Below are 21,876 nucleotides of genomic sequence, written 5' to 3'. Positions count from 1 at the left end.
AGCGCCCAAGCGGCACTTTATCGCGGCGTTGCATTGTTCGTCGCGGTGGTGGCGGTGTCCAGCGATCGATCCTCCCAGGTGCCGCCCAACGCCTTCAGCAACAACACGCTCGATTCCAACCGGCGCGCGGCGATCTGATCGGCGATGCGCTGATTCGTCAAATCGATCGTCTGCGCGGTCACGACGTCGAGATAGCTGACCGCACCCGCGTTGTAGCGGTTCGTCGTGAGCCGCAACGACAGATCGGCGGCGGTGGTCGCGCGCTGCTGGCTATCGGCTTCGTCGGCAAGCGCGTGCAACGCCGACAGGTTGTCCTCGACCTGCTGGAACGCCACCAGCACGGACTGGCGATAATCGGCGACCGTGCCGTCGTACTGCGCGTTCGCGCCATGAAGCGTCGCGCTCCGCTGGCCGCCGTCGAACAGCGTGCCGACCAGTTGCGAGCCGAGCGACCAGAACAGACTCGGCGCGCTTAGCCATGGCGCAAAGAACGTGCTCTCCAGGCCAGCGCTTGCCGACAGCATCAGATCGGGGAAGAATGCCGCGTGCGCGACGCCGATTCGCGCATTGGCCGACGCCACCCGCCGCTCAGCGGCGGCGATATCGGGCCGCCGCTCCAGCAATTGCGACGGTACACCGATGGGGATGGCCGGCGGCGACCCGAGCGAGCCGTTCGGCGGCAGCGTGAAGGTCGACGCCGGTTCGCCGATCAGCGTGGCGATCGCGTGCTGCATCTGCGCGCGTGACACGTCGATGTCGGTGTCCTGGGTGCGCGTCGCTTCAAGTTGCGTGGTGGCCTGCGCGACCGCCGACGCGTCGATCGCGCCGTTGTCCAGTTGCTGCTGTAACAGCTTTAGCGCAGCGGCGTACGCCGTCACGCTGTCGTCGAGCAGCTTCTTCTGCGTGTCGAGCGAGCGTAGCGCGAAATAGTCGGCGGCCAGATCGGCGCTCATCGACAGACGCACGCCTTCGAGGTCCGCCTCGCTCGCCTCAGCGTCGGCTCGCGCGCCGGTCACGGCGTCGCGCACCCGGCCGAACAGGTCCGGCTCCCAGCTCGCCGTCACGCCCACGGAATAGTCGGGCACGGTCTTGCCGGCGCGCGCTGTGTATGCAAGGTTCTGCGAAGTTCGCGAGCGGTCCTGCGCGACGCCGGCGGTGACGGTCGGGAAAAAGCCCGCGCGCTGATAGTCGACCATTGAACGCGCCTGCTGCACCATCGCGACGGCCTTGAGCACCGTCTGGTTCGACACGTCGATGCGTGCTTCGAGCTGGTTCAGCACCGGATCGTTGAACACGGTCCACCATGGACCGCGCGGCGCCGCGTCGGCAGGCGCGGCCTGTGTCCAGCCGGGCGCCGCGCCCGCGTACTGCGCCGGCACGACGGCACTTGGCCGTTGGTAAGGCGGCAAGGTCGAGCATGCGCCGAGCAGTGCGCCGAGCAGTGTGACAACGACCGAACGGCGCAGCAGCGGCCTTGAAGCAGGCAAGGAAAACATCGGCAAATCCTTTCGATGACAGGGCTCAGCCATGCGTGGCCGGCGCGATCTGAACGAGCTGACCGGTGCGCAGAGAATCGCCGGGGTTGTCGATCACGCGGTCGGTGGCCGCGAGGCCCGTCGTGATTTCAACGTGTGTGCCGAAATCGCGGCCGATATGCACGGTCTTCAGTTGAGTGCGGCCCTGGCTGTCGACCACCGCGACCGTCACGCCGTCCGGCCGGAACAGCAGCGCGCTGACCGGCAGATCGAGCGCCGGGGTACTCGCCTTCAATTCCAGGTGCACCTGGGCGTAAGCGCCAGGCATCAACGCGCCGTCCCGGTTGTCGACGTCGACCTCGACGCGCAACGTGCGGCTCGACGGATCGATCGCGCCGCTGTTGCGCGCCACCTTCGCGGCAATGCGCCGGCCCGGATACTGCGGCGCGCTCAGATACACGCCTGTACCGGTCGTCACGTAGGGCGCGTCATCCTGCGGCACGTCGACGAACACGCGCAACTCGCTCGTCTGCTGCAGATGAAACAGCTCGCCCGACATGCCAGCGGTGCCCGGCGTGCCGCCCGCCGTCACGAGAGCGCCGACATCGACGTTGCGCGCGGTGATCACGCCGTTGAACGGCGCGGTGATCTTCTCGTACGACACCAGTTCCGCGAGATGCGCGACATTGGCCTGCGCCGACGCGAGCATCGCGCGGCGCGCTTCCATATCGCCGGTCTTGGTGTCGGCGTCCTGCTGCGCGACCGACTGGGTTTTCAGCATCGCCTGCCAGCGCTGCGCGGTGGTCTTCGCGAGGTCGAAGTTGGCTTGCGCGGTGGCTTCGTCGGCGCGGGCCTGGCGCAGTTGTGCGTCCAGCTCCGGTGCTTCGATGGTGGCAAGCGTCTGGCCGCTCGTGACGCGCGCGCCGATGTCGGTGTTCCAGTGCGCCAGAAAGCCGCTCGTGCGCGCGTAGATCGACGCTTCCGCGAACGGCATGACCGCCCCGGGCAGCAGCAGTTCATGGACGGCCGGCGCGGCGCGCGGCGTGACGACCGACACGCTGAGCATGCTCTGCGCCTGCGTCTGTTGGGTGAGCGCGGCGCTGGCTTCGCGGCGCGGCAGAATGCCGGCAAGCAGCAGGACCGCGGCGAGTCCGGTGAGCGCAAACGGCCAGAGGCGGCGATGCCGCCTGGCGATCGCGGGGGTGCCTTCGGTGGTTCCGGCAGTGTCGGCGCGCGCGCTTTCGCCGGCGCCCGGAGGCCGCGCGGACGCGGCGTCCGCAGGCTGATCGGTCCGTCCGGCAAGGCGGGGCGGAAGAGATGAATCGTTCATGGGCGAGGTCTCGTCGAAGTCATTCAATGCGGGTGGCAAGGCCGTCTTGCTGGGTGTGGGTGTGGGTGCGCGCCGCGCGGCGTCGGTCGAGCCACGCGTGCACCATCCCGTAGACGACCGGCACGAACAGCAGGGTCGACACCGTGCCGAGCGCGAGGCCGCCGATCACCGCGCGCCCGAGCGGCGCGTTCTGTTCGCCGCCATCGCCGAGACCGAGCGCCATCGGCAGCATGCCGATCAGCATCGCGAGCGCGGTCATCAGCACCGGACGGAAGCGGCTGAAGCCGGCATCGTGCGCGGCCTGTAGCGGCGGCTGGCCGCCATGGTGCAATTCACGGGCGGTGTTGATCACCAGAATGCTGTTGGCCGTCGCGATGCCGATGCACAGAATCGTGCCGGTGAGCGCCGGCACGCTGACGCGAGTGCTGGTGCTAAACAGCATCCACGCGATGCCCGCGAGCGACCCCGGCAAGCCGCTGACGATGATCAGCGGGTCGAGCCACGACTGGAAATTCACGACCATCAGCAGATAGACGAGCCCGATGGCGAACACGAGGCCGCTTGCGAGGCCGCTGAACGAATCGTGCATCGCCTGCACCTGGCCGCGCACGACGATCGACGCGCCAGGCGGCAGTTGCGGCCGGATCTGGTCGACCAGCCGGGTCACATCGGCCGCGACGCCGCCGAGGTCACGCCCTTGCGTCGACGCGAAAATGTCGAGTACCGGCTGCACGTTGTAGTGCGAGACGACGGCCTGCTGGGTGCCGCGCGTCAGTGTGCTCAACGCGCCGAGCAGATTCTGCGGTGCGGGTCCACCGGGGACCGCCGGTATCGCGCCGCTCTGCGCGACCGGAATATTGGCGAGCGCCTGCAGCGAGTTGATGTCGTACTGCGGCATCATCGCCATTAGCGGATAACTGACGCCGTTGTGCGGATCGAGCCAGAAATTGGGCGAGGTCTGCGAGCTGCCGGACAGCGCGATCAACAGGTTCTGCGACACGTCCTTTTGCAGCAGACCGGCTTGGATCGCCCGCGTGCGGTCGACATTGACGTTGATCGCCGGCGCGTCGCCGGGCTGCTGGATGCGCGCGTCGACGAGGCCGCGCACGCCGCGCAGTTGCGCGAGCAGCTTGTTGGCGACGACGCGGTTCGCGTCGAGTTTATTGCCGACGATCTGGATATCGATCGGTGCGGGCAAGCCGAAGTTGAGAATCTGGCTGACGATGTCGGCGGGCAGGAACGCGAACGAGACCCCGGGGAAATCTTTCGCGAGTGTCGTGCGCAGCTTTGCCACGTACTGCGCGGTGGGTGCGTGCTTCGGCGCGAGCGAGATCATCACGTCGGCGTCTTCCGGGCCGATCGGGTCGGACGAATCGTACGTCAGGTTGATACCGCTGACCGGCACGCCGATGTTATCCAGCAGCGCCGCGAGCTGCGACTGTGGAATCACGCTACGCACGCGCGCTTCGACTTCGTCGGTCAGGCGCGCGGTGTCTTCGATCCGCGTGCCGGTCGGCGCGCGCAGATGCAGGCGGATCTCGCCGGTATCGACGGCGGGGAAGAAGTCGCGCCCGGCGAACGGCAGCAGCGCGAGCGAGCCGATACACAGCACGAGGAAGATCACGATGAAGCGCCGCGGACTCCCCAGCGCCGCGCCGAGCACGCCGCGATAGCGTTCGCGCAGTGACTCGAAGCGCTGTTCGAACGCGGCCTGGAAGCGGATCAGACGCGCGATCGGTCCGTTGCCGCTGACCGGCGTCTGGCTGCGGGCGCGCATCAGATACATCGCGAGAGTCGGCACCAGCGTGCGCGAGAAGAAATACGACGCGATCATTGCGAACACCACCGCTTCGGCCATCGGCACGAACAGATAGCGTGCGACGCCGGATAGCAGGAACATCGGCACGAAGACGATGCAGATGGACAGCGTCGAGACGAACGTCGGCACCGCGATTTCACCGGAGCCGTTCAGGATCGCGTCGTGCAGCGGCTCGCCGTTTTCCAGATGATGCGTGATGTTTTCGATCGCGACGGTGGCGTCGTCGACGAGAATCCCCACCGCAAGCGCGAGGCCGCCGAGCGTCATGATGTTGATGGTCTGGCCGAGCGCCGACAGTGCGATCAGCGAGGTCAGCACCGCGAGCGGAATCGACACTGCGATGATCAGCGTGGCGCGCCAGCTGCCGAGAAACAGCAGGATCATCAGTGCAGTCAGCCCGGCGGCGATCAGCGCCTCGCGCGCGACGCCCACCACCGCCGACTTCACGAACACCGACTGATCCGCGAGCGCGGTGATGTGCAATGCGCTCGGCAGGCCGGCCGCGATATGCGGCAGCATCGACTTGACCTGCTGGATGATGGTCAGCGTCGAGGTGCTGCCCGACTTTTCGATGGTCAGCAGCGCGGCGCGCTTGCCGTCGCTGCGCACGATGTTGGTCTGCGGCGCGAAACCGTCGCGCACATGGGCGACGTCGCGCACATACACCACGCCGCCCGCCACCGTTTTGACCGGCAGATCATTCAGCGCCGCGACGGTGTCGGTGCTGCCGTTCATCTGCACGTTGTATTCCTTGGTGCCGATCTTCGCGGTGCCGCCGGGCAGGATCAGGTTCTGCGCGTTGACCGCGTTGACCACGTCGAGCGGCGCCAGCCCTTTGGCCTGCAACGCGCGCGGGTCGATGTCGACCATGATCTGACGCACCTTGCCACCGAACGGCAACGGCACCGCCGCGCCTTGCACGGTCGCCAGTTGCGTGCGGATCGCGCTATTGGCGAGGTCGTACAGCTGCTGTTCGGACAGCGTGTCGCTGGAGAGCCCCAGTTGCAGGATCGGCACTGTCGACGCGCTGTACGTGATGATGTTTGGCGGCAGCGTGCCGGGCGGCAGCACGCGTAGCATCGACTCCGCGCTCGACCCCGCCTCGGCGATCGCGCGATTGATGTCCGCGCCCTGATGGAAAAAGATCTTTACCACCGAGACGCCGTTCAGCGATTGCGACTCGATGTGCTCGATGTCGTCGACACTCGAAGTCAGCGCGCGCTCGTAATTCGACGTGATGCGATTGGCCATGTCCTGCGCGGAAAAGCCGTTATATGACCAGACGATGCTGACGACGGGGATGTCGATATTCGGAAAGATATCGGTCGGCGTACGCAGTATCGCAAGCGGGCCGACGATAAAGATCAGCACGGCGAGGACCACGAACGTATACGGCCGGCGCAGCGCGAGCGTGACGATCCACATGGCGGGTTCCTGAAGAGAAGCGAGGGAAGGCGCGCGTGGTGCCGGGTGCCGCAAGTGAATTAGCGGGCATACGACACGTAACGCGGGCTTCATGAGTCAGGAGTGTGAAGCTTGGGCTCTTACAGGCTGCGGTCGGCTACATTACAGTTATGTTATCTGGCGGTCTTATGACAGCCGCGATGCGTCGCGACGCCTGGATAACAGAACGGTAATCCGCGAGTCAGTGCTCCGACAGCGTGAATGACAAGAATGGGAAGCGTGGTTCAGGCCACTCATTTCTTGCTCATATCCGGAGAGACATCATGAAACTGCTTACCGCTATTGCCGTTGCCGCCCTCAGCCTGCCGTTCGGCGCGAATGCCTTTGCTCAAACGACTTCGTCAGGATTGACGCGGGCCGAAGTGATAGCGCAGTTGCAGCAGGCACAGGCCGAGGGAGTGGTGCCCACGCGAAGCAACGACTATCCGCCGTCGGAGACCACGATCGCGCGAAACCGTGAGATCTACGCGATCCAGCACGGCACGGACCGCGCAGGTGGCATGGGAACGGCGGCAGCGCCCGCCGCTCAAACGGAGTCGGTGTCGAATTGAGCTCCGGCTGGAGCACCGACGGCCCCGGCGGCGGTCCAATTCACCGCCGCATCGAAGAGCTTCACGCCCGCCGAACCCCGCTGGCCGGACGTGTCGTTGTTCAGAAAAGCGCAATGCGACGGAACGAAGCTGTGCGAGTTCAGGAAAAGATCGCCTCGATATCCGGCGACCCGTCCTTCACCTCGTCGAAGTTCAGGGTCGCTTCGATATGCTGCAGGTGTTCCAGCATGTTCGCCGCAGCCTTTACTTCGTCATGCGCTTCAATTGCATCGATCAGATCACTGTGCTCGTGATGGGGGCACGCGGGGGCGTTGGGCTTGTCGTAAAGCGTGATGACGAGACACGTCAACGGCGCGAGTTCGCGCATCATCCGCAGGAGGATTTCGTTGCCGATCATCTCCGCAATCAGCACATGGAACTCGCCTGATAGCCGGATGATGGCAGGCCGGTCATTCTGCTTGCGCGCGTCGCTTTCCTGCCGCACGTGCTTGCGCAACGCGCGCACCTGCGCGGACGTCGCGGTGCGGCTCAATAGCCTGGCCATTTCCGGCTCGATCATGCTCCGCGTGACAAATACGTCTCGCGCCTGCTGAACGCTCGGGCTGGCGATAAAGGCTCCGCGATTCGGCACCAGTTCGACCAGCCCCTCATGCGCAAGCTTGTTGAGCACTTCGCGAATTTTGGTGCGGCTGACGCCCGAGACTTCGGCGAGCCGCTCCTCAATCAATTTTGTACCGGGTGCAAGGCGATGCTCGAGCACCGCCTTCTGGATGCGGCCATAGATTTCCTCGTTGGTAAACGGCGCCTTGGGCGCGGCAGTTTTACTGGCAGGCATGGAGGAGGCTCGGCACAAAGGTCATCTCACAACGGGAATGAATTGATGATAGAGCAACCGTGAGCGTTTTTGTACACAAAATTTGGTGAAACGCTCGGGCCGAAACCTTCTTCAAGGGGCCAAGCTCACCATTTTTTTGCATACAAACGGTAATCCGCGCTTGACGCGCCTGACAGCTAAAGACCTGTTTAGCGGGCAACTTTGCGGCCTCGTTGGCCACCCTTATTTGGTGCCCATGATTCAATGTTGGTGCGTCTTGGCACCATCTTCATGCGAGCGCTTGTCGATAGCCTCCGCCATCATCCCTGCTTTTCGCTTCAGAGAAGACACTCCCGAAGCGGCCCTCTTCGTCTGCAAGGCGTCTCCAGCATTGCATACAATCAAAAATCATATTGCGTACAAACCACACGCTTTATGTTGGCATAAAGTTTGCGTTACCAGAGTCAGCAAGCAACTTTTTCCGGCGCGGCCCGCCAGAAACTACCTGATATGGACATCATGACGCAGCGCACTCTGATTGGCATGCTGACGCCGTCTTCCAACACCATTCTTGAACCGGTCACTTCGGCGATGCTCGCGGGCCTACCCGACGTCAGTGCGCATTTCGGCCGCTTCCGGGTGACTCAGATCGCATTGTCCGAACAGGCGCTGGCCCAGTTCGACGACGAGGAAATTCTCGGCGCCGCGGGCTTGCTCGCCGACGCGAAGCTCGACGTGATCGGCTGGAACGGGACATCGTCGGGCTGGCTCGGGTTTGAGGCAGACGAGCGTCTGTGCCGCAGCATCACAGAACGCACCGGCATTGCGGCGTGCACCTCGGTGCTCGCGCTCAACGAGATTTTCGCCATGACGGGCGTACGTCGCTTCGGTCTGGTCACGCCCTATCGCGACGACGTACAGGCAAAGGTCATCTCAACGTATGGCAGCGCGGGCTTCGAATGTGTCGGTGAACGTCATCTGAACAAGCAGGACAATTTCTCGTTTTCGCAAGTCAGTCCGGACACGTTGCGTGAGATGGCGCGTGAAGTCGCAAGGAGCAAACCCGACGCAATTACGATTTTCTGCACCAATTTGCGCGGCGCGCCGCTCGCTGAAGAGCTCGAGGCCGAACTCGGCATTCCGGTGTACGACACCATCTCGACGGTGGTCTGGAAAGCGCTGCGGATCAGCAGCATCGATCCACGGCGCGTCACCGGCTGGGGCAGCCTGTTCCGGGAGGTCGCATGAGCGACGCGGCGGTCTTCGACCTCGTGATCCGCAATGCGGATATCGCCACGGCGGCCGACCGCTTCACCGCAGACATCGGCGTACGCGACGGGCGCATCGTCGCGCTGGGCAGCGGACTGGCTCGGGGCGCCAGCGAGATCGAGGCAGGCGGCCGCCTCGTCACTCCGGGCGGCGTGGATAGCCACTGCCACCTGGATCAGGACACCGGCGACGACAGCGTGATGGCCGACGACTTCCTGAGCGGTACGGTTTCCGCTGCCTGCGGCGGCACCACCACGGTGATTCCGTTTGCCTGCCAGCAGAAGGGTAAAACACTGCGTGCGGCGATCGATACGTACCACCAACGCGCCGACGACCGCGCGGTGATCGACTACGCCTTCCATCTGATCGTCACCGATCCCACGCCGCATGTGCTCCAAAAGGAACTGCCGCAACTGATCGAAGAAGGATATACGTCGTTCAAGATCTACATGACGTATGACGCGCTCAAGCTGAACGATCGTCAGATCATCGAACTGCTCGCATTGGCCCGCGTCCACGGCGCCATGGTGATGATTCATGCCGAAAACGCCGATTGCATTGCGTGGCTCACCGAAGCGCTGCTGGAGGAAGGCATCACTGCACCGGTCGGGCATGCTTTGTCCCGCCCGATGCTGGTCGAACGGGAAGCGACGCATCGCGCCATCAGCCTCGCGCAGCTGGTCGACACGCCCGTGCTGATCGTGCACGTCTCCGGCCGCGAAGCGATCGACCAGATTCGCTGGGCGCAAGGACAAGGTCTCGCCGTTTATGCCGAGACGTGTCCGCACTATCTGCTGCTGACCGAAGACATGCTCGAAGATGGCCCGCGCGGCTATCAATGTATCTGCAGTCCGCCGCCGCGCGACGAAGGCAACCGCCAAGCCGTCTGGGACGGTCTTTTGAACGGTACGTTTCAGGTGCTCTCCTCCGACCATGCGCCGTTTCGCTTCGATGGTCCGCACGGCAAGCAGGTGGCCGGCGAAAACCCGCGCTTCGATCAGGTGCCCAACGGCATACCCGGTCTCGAGACGCGCATGGCCTTGCTGATGTCAGAAGGCGTGATGAACGGACGCATCGACATTCACGCCTTCGTCGCATTGACCGCGACCAATGCCGCGAAACTGTATGGCCTCTATCCGCGCAAGGGTTCAATCGTAATCGGCGGCGACGCAGATCTGGTGATCTGGGATACAGATCGTGCCTTCACGCTCACGAACGATGCGTTGCACCACAACGTCGACTACACGCCGTACGAGGGTTGGCAGATGAAAGCGTGGCCAGCGTTGACGCTGTCGCGCGGCGACGTTGTGTGGGACGGCGCACAGCCGGGCGGCGCGCGCGGCCGCGGCGAGTTCCTGCCGGCTTTGCGTGCGCAACCGGCGCAACCTCGTCGGCCGATGAACCCGCGCATTGACGCGCACCGGGTGCTACCGCGCTTTGCCTTTCCCGCCGTCTATCGCGAGTAGGCACGGCTTGGTGGGCTCGCGCGGAACATGCAGTGCTTTCGGCACCGTCCGCGCCGTTTTACACGCTGTTTTTATAACGTACGTATTGTGATTTTCTCTGGAGAGCCTGATGTCCGAACGATTTTCGCGTCGCCAATTCCTCCAACGTGCTGGCGCGGGTGCAGCCCTGGTGTCGATCGGCCTGCCGCGCTTTGCGATGGCCGCCGGGCTCACGCTTGACGACATCAAGAAGGCCGGCGTGTTGCGCATCGGCTGCGAAGCGAGCTATCCGCCGCTGACGTATCGCGACACGAGCGGCGCGATGATCGGCTACGACGTCGATCTGGCCAACGCGTTTTGCCGCAATCTCGGCGTCAAGGCGCAGTTCATCGACACGGTCTGGTCGGGCGTGATTCCGTCGCTCTACACGAAGAAGTTCGATCTGGTGATGAGCAGCCTGAGCTATACGGCCGAGCGCGAAAAACACGTGGACTTCTCCGTGCCTTACGTGGAAGCTTCGCAGGCACTCCTGATTCGGGCGGCGGATCAGAAGCGCGTCACCGGCATCGCCGGCATGAACGGCAAGGTACTCGGACTCAAGCTCGGCTCGCCCGGTCAGATACTCGAGCCGAAACTCGATGCCCAATTGAAAGCAACGGGCGGCGCGGGTTTCAAGGAAGTAAAAACCTTCGACGACCATCCGGCCGCCTATATCGCGCTGGCAGAAGGCAAAGTGGACGGCGTGCTCAACACATTGCCGACGCTTGCGCTCGTGCTGAAGAATGCGCCGGGCAAATACGCCATCGTCAAGGGCATCGGCGCGGATAATTGGGCGGGCATCGCAGCACGTACGGATGACACCGCGCTGATCGGCTTTGTCGACCAGCAGTTGCGCAAGTTCAAAACGGATGGAACTTTGCATACGCTACAGCAGAAGTGGTTCGGTTTCGACATGAACTTGCCGGATGCGATTCCGGTGCTGTCCTGAGAGCGTGGCGTCCATGGACTGGAGCATTATCGTCATGGCGTTGCCGATCCTCGCGGTCGGCCTGCTCGCCACGCTGAAAGTTTGCCTCGCGGCCATCGCGATCGGTATCGTGCTCGGCTTTGCGCTGGGTTTCGGTGCGCTCAGCCGCTTTAGGGCCGTTCGCATTGCCGTGCTGGCGTATGTCGATTTCGTGCGCGGCACACCGCTACTCGTGCAGATCTTTCTCGTCTATTTTGCGCTGCCCGTCATCGGCATCAACTTCAACGAGTACTGGGCCGGCGTCATCGCGCTCAGTCTGAACGCGGGCGGCTTCATCTGCGAGATCGTGCGCGCCAGCATGCAGTCGGTCGATCGCGGCCAGACTGAAGCCGCGCAATCCATCGGCATGCGTCACGGGCAGATCGTTCTGCACGTGCTCTTTCCGCAAGCATGGCGACGCATCCTGCCGCCGCTCACCAACGAACTGATCTCGCTGATCAAAGGCTCGGCGCTGCTGTCTGCGATCTCTGTGTACGAACTCACGCATGCCGGTCAGGAAATCATCGCAACGTATTTTTCGCCTTTCGAGATTTTCCTGCTGATTGCCCTCTACTACTACGCGTTGATCTCGGCGCTGGCGTGGCTCTCGCGCTACCTCGAACGGCGACTGCCGCAATACTGACTTCATGAGCTCGGGTCCCCGCATGTCTTCCACCGTTACCGCCTCCGACCTGCCCGCAGCGTCCGCCATGGACGCCGCCGCGCGCATGCATGAAGGGGGAGCTGCACCGCTGCTGTCCATACAAGGGCTGCACAAGCGCTTCGGCGACAAGGTCATCCTGCCCTCCGTCTCGCTCGAGGTCGGGCACGGCGAGACCGTGGTTCTGATCGGGCCATCGGGTTCCGGCAAGACCACGCTCCTGCGCTGTGTCAACTTTCTGGAGAGACCGGACGGCGGCACGATCCGCCTTGCCGGCCAGCGTATCGGGCTGTCCGAGCAGGGCCGCGCGCTGCCAGAAGGCGAACTGGCGCGGCAACGCAGCCGCTTCGGCTTCGTGTTTCAGCGCTTCAACCTGTTCGCGCATCTGAGTGCGCTGGATAACGTCGCCACCGGCCCCCAGCGTGTCTTGGGCCTCTCGCGCGATGCGGCTCGCGCTCGCGCCCAGGTTGCCTTGGAAAAAGTCCACCTCGCGCAGCACGTCGGCAAGCGGCCCGCGCAACTCTCCGGCGGCCAGCAACAACGCGTGGCAATTGCCCGCGCACTCGCAATGGAGCCGCAGATGATCCTGTTCGACGAGCCGACCTCGGCCCTCGACCCGGAACTCGTCAACGAAGTGCTCGACGTGATGCGCGAGCTCGCCGCGGCCCACATGACGATGATGGTCGTCACACACGAAATGAGCTTTGCGCGCAACGTCGCGCATCGGGTTGTCTTCATGGATGCCGGCGCCATCGTCGAACAAGGTGCGCCCGGCGACGTCTTCGGCCGTCCGCGCGAAGAGCGCACCCGGCGTTTCCTGAAGCACCTGCACACCTGACCCGGACCGGACCACCTGACTGATGACTGTCCCACCTATCGAGCTTGACCTTGACCTTTTGCTGCACGGCGCCACCGTCGTGACGATGGACCCGGCTCGACCGCTGCTGAACGATGCGGCCATCGGCATACGCGGCAACCGTCTCGCCTTTGTCGGCCGCGCGCAGGATCTGCCTGTGCAGACTCGCGCGCGCACCACGCGCCGGCTTGCCGGACGCGTCATCGTACCCGGCTACGTGAACGTCCATACCCATGCCATTCTGTCGATGGTGCGTGGCGTCGCCGAAGACCTGGGCTTCGCGCCCGCCTACACGCCAGGGATTCCGCACGGCCATGACGTGCGCCCGGACGAAGCTATCGCGCTGGCGCGTCTGGGCGCGCTCGAAGCGATGCTGTTCGGCTCGACGCTGATCAACGACAGCTACGTCCACGCTGACCTGACGATGGAAGCCATGGCCGAGCTGGGCCTGCGTGTCTATTCATGCGGCCGCCTGCACGACGTCGATTTTTCCGGCGTGGCGGACGGGCGTTGGGAATACCATGCCGCGACCGGCGAGCGCACGCTCAACGATGCGCTGGCGCTCGCCGACCGCTGGCATCGCAAGGGCAATGGCCGCACCGGCGTGCAACTGGCCGTGCACGCGCCCGACACCTGTTCCGACGACTTTCTGCGTCTGATTGCCGATGCAGCGCGCTCGCACGATCTGGGCGTGACGACACATCTCGCGCAAAGCCGTACCGAAGTCAGCGTGGTGAAGCAGCGTTGCGGTAAAAGCCCGGCGCAGTTGCTCGACGAGGTCGGGCTGCTCAACGAAAGGCTCGTGGCGGCACATTGTCTGTATCTGGACGACGACGACATTGCGCGCGTCGGACGCGCCGGCATCACGGTGGCGCACATCCCCAAGGGGAACGCGACGGGCGGCACGATGGCGCCCACGCCGCGTCTGCGCGACGCCGGCGCGCGCATTGCTCTGGGCACCGACAACATGCACGCCGACATGACGGAGGTCATGCGCTGGGCGCTGGCCATTGCGCGCATCCAGTTAGGCGAAGTCTCGGCGGACTGGCAGCCCGCCGATGCGCTCACCATGGCGACGCACAACGGCGCGCAGGCGATGGGCCTCGGCGACGAACTCGGTCGCCTGAAGACGGGCTGGCTGGCCGACCTCGCCGTGTTCGATTTCCAGCGCGCGCATCTGACACCGCATCCCAATCCGTTGGGCACGCTGGTACATACGGGACTTGGACGCGATGTCGAGATGGTCATCGTGGATGGGCAGATCGTGGTGGACGGCGGCGCCCCCACCCGTTGCGACGCCGACGCCGTCATCGCCGCGGGAAAGCATGCCGCCACGCAACTATGGAAAAGGGCAAGCGCATGAGCACCCCGCACAGTGTCGTCTCGCAGTCGAAGCACGGCGCAGCGGGCGCCCCGCTCGCAGCTTCTCAAGCACGCACGTCGCAAACCGGTGCCGCCGTGCAGATGCGCGGCATCCGGCATCGTTTCGCCGCCGTGCCGGTGATCGAAGACGTCACGCTTGAAATTGCCGCAGGGGAACTGGTTGCGTTGCTCGGCCCATCGGGGTGCGGCAAGAGCACCTTGTTGCGCATCCTTGCCGGTCTGCAGGTGCAGTCCGAGGGCGAAGTGCATATCGGTGTCCAACGCGTGGACGGCCTCGCGCCACGCCAGCGCGGCGTGGGCATTGTCTTCCAGAACTACGCGCTGTTTCCGCACATGACGGTCGCCGCCAACGTCGCCTATGGTCTCGAAGCCAACGGCGTCTCGCGTCGGGATGCCGCTCGGAAGGCCATGCAGATGCTCGAGATGGTGCGCATGCAAGCCTTTGCGAAACGCTATCCGCGTGAGTTGTCGGGCGGTCAGCAGCAACGCGTGGCACTGGCCCGTACGCTTGCCGTCGAGCCGCGCATCCTGCTGCTCGACGAGCCTTTTGCGGCGCTGGACAAAAACCTGCGGCTCGATATGCAGATCGAAATCCGCCGTCTGCAGCGCGAACTGAACATCACGACCGTGATGGTGACGCACGATCAGGAAGAGGCCATGAGCATGGCCGACCGGGTCGCGGTGCTCAATCGCGGGCGGCTGGAACAATACGACTCGGCGGTGGCGATCTACGATCAGCCCGCCACCCCCTTCGTCGCCACCTTCGTCGGTACGGCGAATCTGCTGCCGGTCGCCCTGGGCGTGCAGGGCGACCAACGCCTGGCACAGTTCGCCGACGGCGCCGTGCTGGCCGTTCCTCAGCCAGGTCCGTGGCGCGAGCCCGGGCCGGCCCTGCTGGCCGTTCGCCCGGAACAATGGACGTGGCAGCTGCCACAGCCCGGCGCCAGCGCGCGTCAGCTGCTGGCTACCGTGCAATTGGCCATGCCGATCGGTCCGATGCTGGTGGTCGATCTGCAGACCGATGCCGGACAGACCGTGAAGATTTCCGTGCCACGCGCAGAGGGTCCCGACTTGCGCGCGGGCACGCGCGTCGCGCTCGATTTCAAGCCGGGTGCGCGGGTGCGCACGTTCAACGCGGCGCAACCCAGTGCCGCCAATGTTTAGCGCAGGGGCAAGATCGTCATGGTCCAACCTGTCGCCCGTTTGGTTATCCCGCTTCATGCTGTTCAACTATCCATCTGAGGTCCTATGTCGCTGATCGATCAACAACGTCGCAAGCTCCTGCAAATGATGGGAGCAGCGGGCGCCGTCGGCCTGTCGCTCGGTAGCCCGCTTGCCATGGCGGCATCCGAATCCGTTGCCGCTACGACCTTTCCGGGCGCATGGGAAGAGTCGCAACGCAAGATCCTGTTGCCGGCGTTTCGCAAGGCCGCAGGCGTGAGCGCGGTGCTCACCGCATCGCAAGCGGTCGACACGCTGACCAAACTGGTGGCCGCGCGCAACAACCCGCCGTTCGACGTCGTCATGATGGACGAGGGTCCCTATCTGCAGGGCATCGCGCAAGGCGTTTTCGAACCCATCCCGGCGGCCCGCGTGCCGAATCTCGCGAATCTGCCCGCGCACTTCATCGACCCGAAGGGTCTGGGCGCGTATGTGTCCGCACAGGTCTACGGCATCGCGTACAACACCGAGCGCGTGAAGACCGCGCCGAAGTCGTGGAACGATCTGCTCAAGCCGGAATTCAAGGGCCGCGTCGGGCTCGTCAGCCTCGACTCGACCTTGGGCACGGCATGGATGGTGGCGCTCGCCAAGAAGCTGGGCGGCGACGAAGATCACATGGACCCGGCGTTCGACTACATCAAGCGCCTGATGCCGAATGTCGGGGCCGTCGCCGCTAATCCGGGCGCGCTCGGCACGCTGTTCCAGCAAGGTCAGGTGGACATTGCCTGCCACTACATCAATAACGTGGAGTCGCTCAAGGCCAAGGGCGTGCCGGTGGCGCTCGCGCGCCCCGACAGCAACTGGGGCATGGTGCGCAGCACGATGAACATCGTGAAGAACACCCGGGCGGCGGATCTTGCGGCCGCGTATATCAATACCGCGTTGAGCGTCGAAGTGCAGCAGCAAATGACCAGTGCGCCCTACTACGTCGCGCCGACCAACGCCAAAGTGCCGTTCGGCGCAGCGCTCGCCGAGATTGCTCGCAACGCCAACGGGATGGCGTCGTTCGTGCAGGTCGACTGGGCACGCATCAATCCGCGCCGCGCGGAATATATCGACCGTTTCAACCGTCTGGTCAAGGTCTGACGCACCATGAACGCGAATCGCCGGATACCGCGCGACTGGCTGCTCGTGCTGCCGCTGGGCCTGTTCTTCATAGCGTTTGTCGGCGTCCCGCTCCTGCTCGTCGCGCTGATCAGCCTGCACAACGACACGGCCATGACGCACGTCGGCATTCGCCAATATCTGGTGTTTTTCGGCGACAGCTACAACAGGGTCATCCTCTGGCAAACGCTCTGGCTCGGCGTGGCGACCACGCTGGTGACGATCGTGCTCGGCTATCCGGTGGCGCACCTGTACGTGGTTAGCCCGGCGCGCTGGCGGCGTGCGCTGATCGTGCTGATCCTGCTGCCGCTCCTCACCAGTTCGGTGGTGCGCACGTTTGCGTGGGTCGTGATTCTCGGCAACGAGGGGCTGGTCAATGCGCTGCTGATGGCGCTCGGGCACACGGGCCAACCGGTCAAGCTCCTGTACACGCCGTTGGCGGTGATCCTCTCGCTGGCGCAGATCGAATTGCCGTTGATGGTGCTGCCGCTCGTCACCACGCTGACTTCGCTCGACACGCGCGTGCCCGAGGCGTCGCATGCGCTCGGCGCCAGCAGCTGGCGCACCTGGTGGAAGATCACGGTGCCCCTCGCGATGCCGGGTTTGCTCAGCGGCACCTTGCTGGTATTCACCGGCGCGGTCAGCGCGTTCGTCGTACAGACACTGGTGGGCGGCGGCCAGTTGATGTACATGCCGTTCTACATCTACCAACAGGCTATCCAGACGCAGAACTACCCGTTTGCTGCAACGCTTGCCGTGATTCTGCTGGTGAGCGTGCTGCTCGTGGTGACGCTGCTCAACTATTTCGGCCGCAAGACCAGAGGATTTGTCCATGGCTAAATCCACGCTTGCCATGCCGCCCATCGTGCCGGCGCGCCGCACCGCACCGGGCCGCCTGTCGTTCAACGCGGCGATGGGCCTGATGGGCGGCATCGGTCTGTTGATGCTGATCGGCCCCACGCTGATCGTGCTGGTGACGTCGCTCACGTCGGGCTACTCGCTGAAGTTTCCGCCGCCCGGGCTGTCATTGCGCTGGTATCGCGCGCTGATCTTCGATTCGCCGGAGATCATCGACGATCTGCTGTTGAGTCTGAAGCTGGCTGCCGCTGCAACCGCCTGCGCAACGGTACTGGCGGTCGCCGCCGCGGTGACGCTCGCGCGTCGTCGCACGTTCAGCGCGCGGCTGCTCGATTCGTTTTTCATGGCGCCGCTGACCATTCCGTCGCTGGCGCTGGGTCTGGGTATTTTGATCCTGTTCAACCTCGAAAGCGCGGGCCTCTCGTTCTACAGTCTGCTCGCCGGACATATCGCGCTGTGCGCACCGTATGTGCTGTACACGACGTCGGCCAGCTATGCGCAACTGGATCCCGCGCTGCTCGACAGTTCGACGTGCCTCGGCGCGAGCGGCTGGTTCACGTTTCGCCGTGTCGTACTGCCGGCGCTGACGCCAGGCATTGCGTCGGGGGCGTTCATCGCGTTCATGAATTCGTTCGACAACGTCGCGCTGTCGCTATTCCTCTCGGACGCGCGCTCCGAAGTGTTGCCCATCCACCTATGGCACATCATCGAGGACAGCCTCGACGTGCGGGCGGCCGCGGCCTCGGGCGTACTGATTGTCGCCACCTTGGTTTCCATGCTGCTGATGGAGCGGCTCACCGGATTGTCGCGGCAATTTCGCTAACCGTTGCAGCCAACACCGTCATTCGAACAGGCAGAAACCGTGCGCAAGATACTCTCGAACGTCAGAGCATTACAGGGCACCCAACAGCGTTATGAGGAGCGGCGCGTCGACGTGGTGATCGAAGGCGAGCGCATCGCCGCGATCATGCCTGGCGGCAGCGCGACCGACGGCGAGCGCATACCGCTCGACGACTGCCTGCTGGTGCCGGGGCTCATCAATGGCCATCAACATTCGCACGAGCATTTTCACAAGGGACGGCTCGAAAACCTGCCTCTCGAGTTGTGGATGCACTACGTGCGCGCGCCGCATCCCGTGAAGCTGACGCCGCGCCAGGTCTATCTGCGAACGTTGATTGGCGCGCTCGAATCGCTGCGCAGCGGCACGACCACGCTCGTCGACGACGTGAGCCTCGGCCAGGCCATTGACCCCGCCACGGTCGACGCTATCTTCCAGGCCTACGAAGACGCAGGGATTCGCGCGCTCGTCGGATTCTCGATGATGGATCGCGCGATCGTCGATAACTTCCCGGAGGTGGACAGCATCTTCCCACCCGCGCTGCTTGCGCAGCTGCGTGCGCAGCCACGGCCCTCGCCCGATGCGTTCTTCGCGCTGCTGGAAAATGAGTTGGCGCGTCACCATCCCCAGCACGACCGGGTGGGCATGCTGATCGCCCCTTCCGCACCGCAGCGCTGCACACCGGAATTTCTCGCGCGATGCCGCAAATTCGCCGACACGCACGATCTGCCGGTCATTATCCACGTTCAGGAAACGCGCTTGCAGGTGGTCACGGCGCAAGCGTTCTACGGCAAGTCGATGGTGATGCGCCTTGCCGAACAGGAATTTCTGCGGCCGGGCACGTCGCTGATCCACGCGGTCTGGTTGTCGGATGCGGAGATCGCCTGTCTGGCTCGATCGGGTGCAAGCGTGCAGCACAATCCGTGGAGCAATCTGATGCTCGGCTCGGGCATTCAACCGGTGCGCGCGCTGCTCGATGCGGGTGTCAACGTGAGTCTCGGCTCTGACGGCTGCGCGTCGACAGTCACCGTCAATATGCTCAACGTGCTGGGCAGCGCCGCAGCGGTGTCGAAAATACGCGGCGACGATTATTCGCGCTGGTTGTCCGCGGCCGAAGCGCTGCACGCGGGGACGATTGGCGGCGCGACAGCGCTCGGACTCGGCAGCCAACTCGGTGCGATCGAGCCGGGTTATCGCGCCGATCTGGTCGCTTACCGGACCGACGCGATCAGCTTCACGCCGTTAGCTGATCCGGTGCGGCAACTGGTGTATGCCGAGCGCGGCGCCGCTATCGACAGCGTGTTTGTTGCGGGCGACGCAGTCATGCGAAACGGACGACTCACGCGCGTCGATGAAGGCGCGCTGCTGCGGGAGATCAACGCCGCTTACGACGCACTGGGCGCGGAGTTCGACCTCGCGGATGAATCCGTCGCGCCGCTGCGCGCGGAGATGGAGAAGGTCTACGCGCGCGCCCAGGCACTGCGGGCCGACTGGCAACCTCATCCGGCGAAACTGGCCAGATGATGACGACGGACACCGCCCCCAGGCAATCCAGATGCCCGCGGGGGCGATGCAACGACAAAGCCCGCAGCGCCAGCTTCACTCACTCCACGACACCATCCGCGTAGTGCCCTTGCCCGCGCAAACGCTTCACAATTCTGCCGAACGCGTGCCACTGCTGCGCGATCAATCCGTTGCCATACAAACGCCCTGCACCATGCGGCATGGGTAGTTGATCGCGGATCCCGGTCGGCTCAACGGCGGCGTTCCATGAAGCGGTGCGGAACAACATGTCCCACCACGGAAATAGCACGCCAAAATTGCAGCCGTAAGCCGTGCCTTCATGGCCGTAGCCCATCGCATGGTGGCGGCGGTGAAAGCTCGGGCTGACAACGATGCGCTCGAGCAGCCAGCCATACGGCAGCCGTGCATTGACATGCTGGATGCTTTGCATGAAGTTGCTGACTGCGACCAGCACCACGAACTGGTTCGGCTGCACGCCGATAAACAGCGAGATCGCCGCGAAGAACGCTACCTGGATGATGTCGTCGAGAAAATGGTTGCGGTCATCGGCCCACAGCGACATCTGCTGCTGGCTGTGATGCACCGCATGCAGTTCCCACCACACCCCGAAACGATGCTGCCAACGGTGATACCAGTAGCCGGCGAAATCGAGCACCACCAGATAGATCAGGAACGACACTACTGGCTGATCCGTCACGCGCGGCCAGAGACTGTCGATATCGACGTTCGGTATGCGGTAGATCGCGATCAGACTCTGCCAGTGATCGAATAGCGGCTGCAGCATAAAAAAGAACGCAACGTTGATGATGCCGAGCTTGACGATCCATGTGTAGATCACGTCGGCGCGCAGCGCCTTGCGATCCTGCCACAGCTCGACGGGGCGCAGCGCTTCGAGCGGCCGTAACGCGAGATACGTCACGACGATTTCCAGCACGCCGATGATCACCCAATACAGTGCGTCATAGGTGTCTTCATCGTAACCCATCAAGCCAACGCGATAGAAGAACGGCTGCACGACGTCGACATATAACAGCGTCTGCAGCGCAGACACCATATTGTCGAGTTGCGCGACGATTTCATGAAACATCAGAATCCTCATGTTTTGCCGGTTCTGCGACTGCTCGTGTAATGGCAAGTTTGAGACGACTCGCCCAGCTTAGTCCGGATTGGGCGACACGACCGGCGCGCGGTTGTAGAAATAGATGCCGTGCGGCGAGCGACCTACCGCAATCGTGTCGATCAGCTTGCGGGTGGTCAGATCGATGATGCCCACATGCTTCGCAAAACGGAACCCCACCCATAGATAGCGCTTGTCGGGAGTTAGTTCCATGTCGTCGGGGCCAGGCATCAGGCCCGTGATATCGCCGACATCGGTGAGCGTGGTGTAGTCGATGATGCTGATGGTGCTTTCGACGCGATTGGAGACCACCACATGCTTACCGTCATCGAGGTTGCGAAAGTTGTGCGCGCCACGGCCCGTGTGGATCTTCTTGACGACCTGCTGCTTGTGCCAATCCACCACGGTCACATCGTCTTCGCCGGTCATGCCGACGAGCAGGTAGCGGTCGCCGGGCGTCATCCACAGACCTGCGGGTTCATTGCCTACGTGCATTTTCCAAAGCACTTTCTGGGTCGGCAGATCGATCGCTGCGAGTTCGCCGGAATCCTGCAACGTGACGAACACGGTGCGGTTGTCCGAGGCGAACGTCATGTGGCTAGGCGTCTTCGCCAGTTCGATATGCCTGGCCAGCGCCATATTTGTGCCGTCATAGCGGTAGATGTCGACGCGGTCCATACGCAGCGCAGCCGTGACGAACCACTTATGATCTGGAGAGAAGCCCAGTTGATACGGGTCCTCGATGTCATGCACGGTACGCTGCATCTTGCCGCTATGCGGATCGACAAACATCAGGTTGTTCGACACGGAATCAGCAACGATCAGGGAGCGGCTGTCGGGCGTGATCATCAGATGGTGCGGTTCCTTGCCGGTCGGCTCCGTGCCGATAACCTTATGCGTGGCCTCGTCGATCAGCGTCAGTTGCGATTCACCGGAATCGAGAACGATCACGCTATCAGCGGCATTCGCACCATTCGCTACGGCGATAAAGCCGCCCAGCACGGCGAGCGCTCCGATTCTTTTGATGGAAGCGAAAGAAGATGGCATTGGGATCGTAATCCGGTAGGAAGTTACTTTGAGCTTGAATGTAATAAAGATGCCGGGTTTTCTCGACCGCAGTCGATACCGTCACCCTTCAACG

At 63.6% G+C, this 21,876-nt stretch carries 18 protein-coding genes; 12 read left to right on the top strand and 6 right to left on the bottom strand.

Annotated features, from left to right (window positions below; genetic code table 11):
• Window positions 1–17: 17 nt before the first annotated feature.
• From ABQJ48_RS08275 to ABQJ48_RS08265, 3 genes are read right to left on the bottom strand one after another with little or no spacing between them, the layout of a single operon-like run.
• Window positions 18–1,496 carry an efflux transporter outer membrane subunit gene (locus ABQJ48_RS08275; protein ID WP_367837222.1) on the bottom strand — a complete coding sequence of 493 codons (1,479 nt, stop codon included), beginning with the start codon at window positions 1,494–1,496 and terminating at the stop codon, window positions 18–20.
• A 25-nt stretch (window positions 1,497–1,521) separates the two neighbouring features.
• On the bottom strand, window positions 1,522–2,805 hold the full coding sequence (locus ABQJ48_RS08270; RefSeq protein WP_367837221.1) for an efflux RND transporter periplasmic adaptor subunit: 1,284 nt from the start codon (window positions 2,803–2,805) through the stop codon (window positions 1,522–1,524).
• A gap of 19 nt (window positions 2,806–2,824) precedes the next feature.
• Window positions 2,825–6,049, bottom strand: a complete 3,225-nt coding sequence (locus ABQJ48_RS08265) for an efflux RND transporter permease subunit (RefSeq protein ID WP_367837220.1) — start codon at window positions 6,047–6,049, stop codon at window positions 2,825–2,827.
• A 302-nt stretch (window positions 6,050–6,351) separates the two neighbouring features.
• Here ABQJ48_RS08265 and ABQJ48_RS08260 point away from each other — a divergent pair, with 302 nt between their 5' ends.
• A complete protein-coding gene (locus ABQJ48_RS08260; protein ID WP_367837219.1) occupies window positions 6,352–6,639 on the top strand; it encodes a DUF4148 domain-containing protein in 288 nt (95 codons plus the stop codon).
• Window positions 6,640–6,778: 139 nt separating this feature from the next.
• Here ABQJ48_RS08260 and ABQJ48_RS08255 read toward each other — a convergent pair whose 3' ends face one another.
• The gene (locus ABQJ48_RS08255) at window positions 6,779–7,474 is read right to left on the bottom strand and encodes a GntR family transcriptional regulator (RefSeq protein ID WP_367837218.1); all 696 of its coding nucleotides are present in this window, start codon (window positions 7,472–7,474) and stop codon (window positions 6,779–6,781) included.
• A 498-nt stretch (window positions 7,475–7,972) separates the two neighbouring features.
• On the opposite strand from ABQJ48_RS08255, the gene ABQJ48_RS08250 reads away from it, so the two are divergent.
• The 11 genes from ABQJ48_RS08250 to ABQJ48_RS08200 all read left to right on the top strand — a co-directional run bounded on the left by ABQJ48_RS08250 (window position 7,973) and on the right by ABQJ48_RS08200 (window position 19,618).
• Entirely contained in the window at window positions 7,973–8,701 is a 729-nt protein-coding gene (locus ABQJ48_RS08250; RefSeq protein WP_367837217.1) for a maleate cis-trans isomerase family protein, read from the top strand.
• Window positions 8,698–10,188, top strand: a complete 1,491-nt coding sequence (gene hydA / locus ABQJ48_RS08245; RefSeq protein ID WP_367837216.1) for a dihydropyrimidinase — start codon at window positions 8,698–8,700, stop codon at window positions 10,186–10,188. The genes ABQJ48_RS08250 and hydA overlap by 4 nt, the downstream gene beginning before the upstream one ends.
• A 109-nt stretch (window positions 10,189–10,297) precedes the next feature.
• Window positions 10,298–11,155 (top strand): transporter substrate-binding domain-containing protein, encoded by an 858-nt coding sequence (locus tag ABQJ48_RS08240; protein WP_367837215.1) that lies wholly within the window; start codon window positions 10,298–10,300, stop codon window positions 11,153–11,155.
• 13 nt (window positions 11,156–11,168) lie between these two features.
• Window positions 11,169–11,816, top strand: a complete 648-nt coding sequence (locus ABQJ48_RS08235; RefSeq protein ID WP_154565351.1) for an amino acid ABC transporter permease — start codon at window positions 11,169–11,171, stop codon at window positions 11,814–11,816.
• A gap of 67 nt (window positions 11,817–11,883) precedes the next feature.
• On the top strand, window positions 11,884–12,672 hold the full coding sequence (locus tag ABQJ48_RS08230; RefSeq protein WP_367837214.1) for an amino acid ABC transporter ATP-binding protein: 789 nt from the start codon (window positions 11,884–11,886) through the stop codon (window positions 12,670–12,672).
• A 22-nt stretch (window positions 12,673–12,694) separates the two neighbouring features.
• Window positions 12,695–14,053 carry an amidohydrolase family protein gene (locus tag ABQJ48_RS08225; RefSeq protein ID WP_367837212.1) on the top strand — a complete coding sequence of 453 codons (1,359 nt, stop codon included), beginning with the start codon at window positions 12,695–12,697 and terminating at the stop codon, window positions 14,051–14,053.
• Window positions 14,050–15,237 carry an ABC transporter ATP-binding protein gene (locus ABQJ48_RS08220; protein ID WP_367837211.1) on the top strand — a complete coding sequence of 396 codons (1,188 nt, stop codon included), beginning with the start codon at window positions 14,050–14,052 and terminating at the stop codon, window positions 15,235–15,237. Before ABQJ48_RS08225 ends, ABQJ48_RS08220 begins: the two co-directional genes overlap by 4 nt.
• Before the next feature lie 84 nt (window positions 15,238–15,321).
• Entirely contained in the window at window positions 15,322–16,380 is a 1,059-nt protein-coding gene (locus tag ABQJ48_RS08215; RefSeq protein WP_367837209.1) for an ABC transporter substrate-binding protein, read from the top strand.
• Between the two features lie 6 nt (window positions 16,381–16,386).
• Window positions 16,387–17,238: an ABC transporter permease gene (locus ABQJ48_RS08210; protein ID WP_367837207.1), complete on the top strand. Its 852-nt coding sequence runs from the start codon at window positions 16,387–16,389 to the stop codon at window positions 17,236–17,238.
• Window positions 17,231–18,079 (top strand): ABC transporter permease, encoded by an 849-nt coding sequence (locus tag ABQJ48_RS08205; RefSeq protein WP_367837206.1) that lies wholly within the window; start codon window positions 17,231–17,233, stop codon window positions 18,077–18,079. Before ABQJ48_RS08210 ends, ABQJ48_RS08205 begins: the two co-directional genes overlap by 8 nt.
• 39 nt (window positions 18,080–18,118) lie before the next feature.
• Window positions 18,119–19,618 (top strand): amidohydrolase family protein, encoded by a 1,500-nt coding sequence (locus ABQJ48_RS08200; protein ID WP_367837205.1) that lies wholly within the window; start codon window positions 18,119–18,121, stop codon window positions 19,616–19,618.
• A 79-nt stretch (window positions 19,619–19,697) separates the two neighbouring features.
• Here ABQJ48_RS08200 and ABQJ48_RS08195 read toward each other — a convergent pair whose 3' ends face one another.
• On the bottom strand, window positions 19,698–20,705 hold the full coding sequence (locus ABQJ48_RS08195) for a sterol desaturase family protein (protein ID WP_367837204.1): 1,008 nt from the start codon (window positions 20,703–20,705) through the stop codon (window positions 19,698–19,700).
• A 69-nt stretch (window positions 20,706–20,774) separates the two neighbouring features.
• Window positions 20,775–21,782 (bottom strand): YVTN family beta-propeller repeat protein, encoded by a 1,008-nt coding sequence (locus ABQJ48_RS08190; RefSeq protein ID WP_367837202.1) that lies wholly within the window; start codon window positions 21,780–21,782, stop codon window positions 20,775–20,777.
• Between the last annotated feature and the right edge of the window lie 94 nt (window positions 21,783–21,876).

Origin of the sequence: Paraburkholderia suaedae, from assembly GCF_040812055.1 — a bacterium.
In the GTDB taxonomy this organism is placed as follows: domain Bacteria; phylum Pseudomonadota; class Gammaproteobacteria; order Burkholderiales; family Burkholderiaceae; genus Paraburkholderia.
This window is presented reverse-complemented; position numbering and strand designations above follow the sequence as displayed.

What these genes read in the sequence shown, in the direction of transcription:
- ABQJ48_RS08275 (WP_367837222.1), bottom strand. Translation starts at nt 1,496, where the DNA reads ATGTTTTCCTTGCCTGCTTCAAGGCCGCTGCTGCGCCGTTCGGTCGTT.
- ABQJ48_RS08270 (WP_367837221.1), bottom strand. Translation starts at nt 2,805, where the DNA reads ATGAACGATTCATCTCTTCCGCCCCGCCTTGCCGGACGGACCGATCAG.
- ABQJ48_RS08265 (WP_367837220.1), bottom strand. Translation starts at nt 6,049, where the DNA reads ATGTGGATCGTCACGCTCGCGCTGCGCCGGCCGTATACGTTCGTGGTC.
- ABQJ48_RS08260 (WP_367837219.1), top strand. Translation starts at nt 6,352, where the DNA reads ATGAAACTGCTTACCGCTATTGCCGTTGCCGCCCTCAGCCTGCCGTTC.
- ABQJ48_RS08255 (WP_367837218.1), bottom strand. Translation starts at nt 7,474, where the DNA reads ATGCCTGCCAGTAAAACTGCCGCGCCCAAGGCGCCGTTTACCAACGAG.
- ABQJ48_RS08250 (WP_367837217.1), top strand. Translation starts at nt 7,973, where the DNA reads ATGACGCAGCGCACTCTGATTGGCATGCTGACGCCGTCTTCCAACACC.
- hydA (WP_367837216.1), top strand. Translation starts at nt 8,698, where the DNA reads ATGAGCGACGCGGCGGTCTTCGACCTCGTGATCCGCAATGCGGATATC.
- ABQJ48_RS08240 (WP_367837215.1), top strand. Translation starts at nt 10,298, where the DNA reads ATGTCCGAACGATTTTCGCGTCGCCAATTCCTCCAACGTGCTGGCGCG.
- ABQJ48_RS08235 (WP_154565351.1), top strand. Translation starts at nt 11,169, where the DNA reads ATGGACTGGAGCATTATCGTCATGGCGTTGCCGATCCTCGCGGTCGGC.
- ABQJ48_RS08230 (WP_367837214.1), top strand. Translation starts at nt 11,884, where the DNA reads ATGGACGCCGCCGCGCGCATGCATGAAGGGGGAGCTGCACCGCTGCTG.
- ABQJ48_RS08225 (WP_367837212.1), top strand. Translation starts at nt 12,695, where the DNA reads ATGACTGTCCCACCTATCGAGCTTGACCTTGACCTTTTGCTGCACGGC.
- ABQJ48_RS08220 (WP_367837211.1), top strand. Translation starts at nt 14,050, where the DNA reads ATGAGCACCCCGCACAGTGTCGTCTCGCAGTCGAAGCACGGCGCAGCG.
- ABQJ48_RS08215 (WP_367837209.1), top strand. Translation starts at nt 15,322, where the DNA reads ATGTCGCTGATCGATCAACAACGTCGCAAGCTCCTGCAAATGATGGGA.
- ABQJ48_RS08210 (WP_367837207.1), top strand. Translation starts at nt 16,387, where the DNA reads ATGAACGCGAATCGCCGGATACCGCGCGACTGGCTGCTCGTGCTGCCG.
- ABQJ48_RS08205 (WP_367837206.1), top strand. Translation starts at nt 17,231, where the DNA reads ATGGCTAAATCCACGCTTGCCATGCCGCCCATCGTGCCGGCGCGCCGC.
- ABQJ48_RS08195 (WP_367837204.1), bottom strand. Translation starts at nt 20,705, where the DNA reads ATGTTTCATGAAATCGTCGCGCAACTCGACAATATGGTGTCTGCGCTG.
- ABQJ48_RS08190 (WP_367837202.1), bottom strand. Translation starts at nt 21,782, where the DNA reads ATGCCATCTTCTTTCGCTTCCATCAAAAGAATCGGAGCGCTCGCCGTG.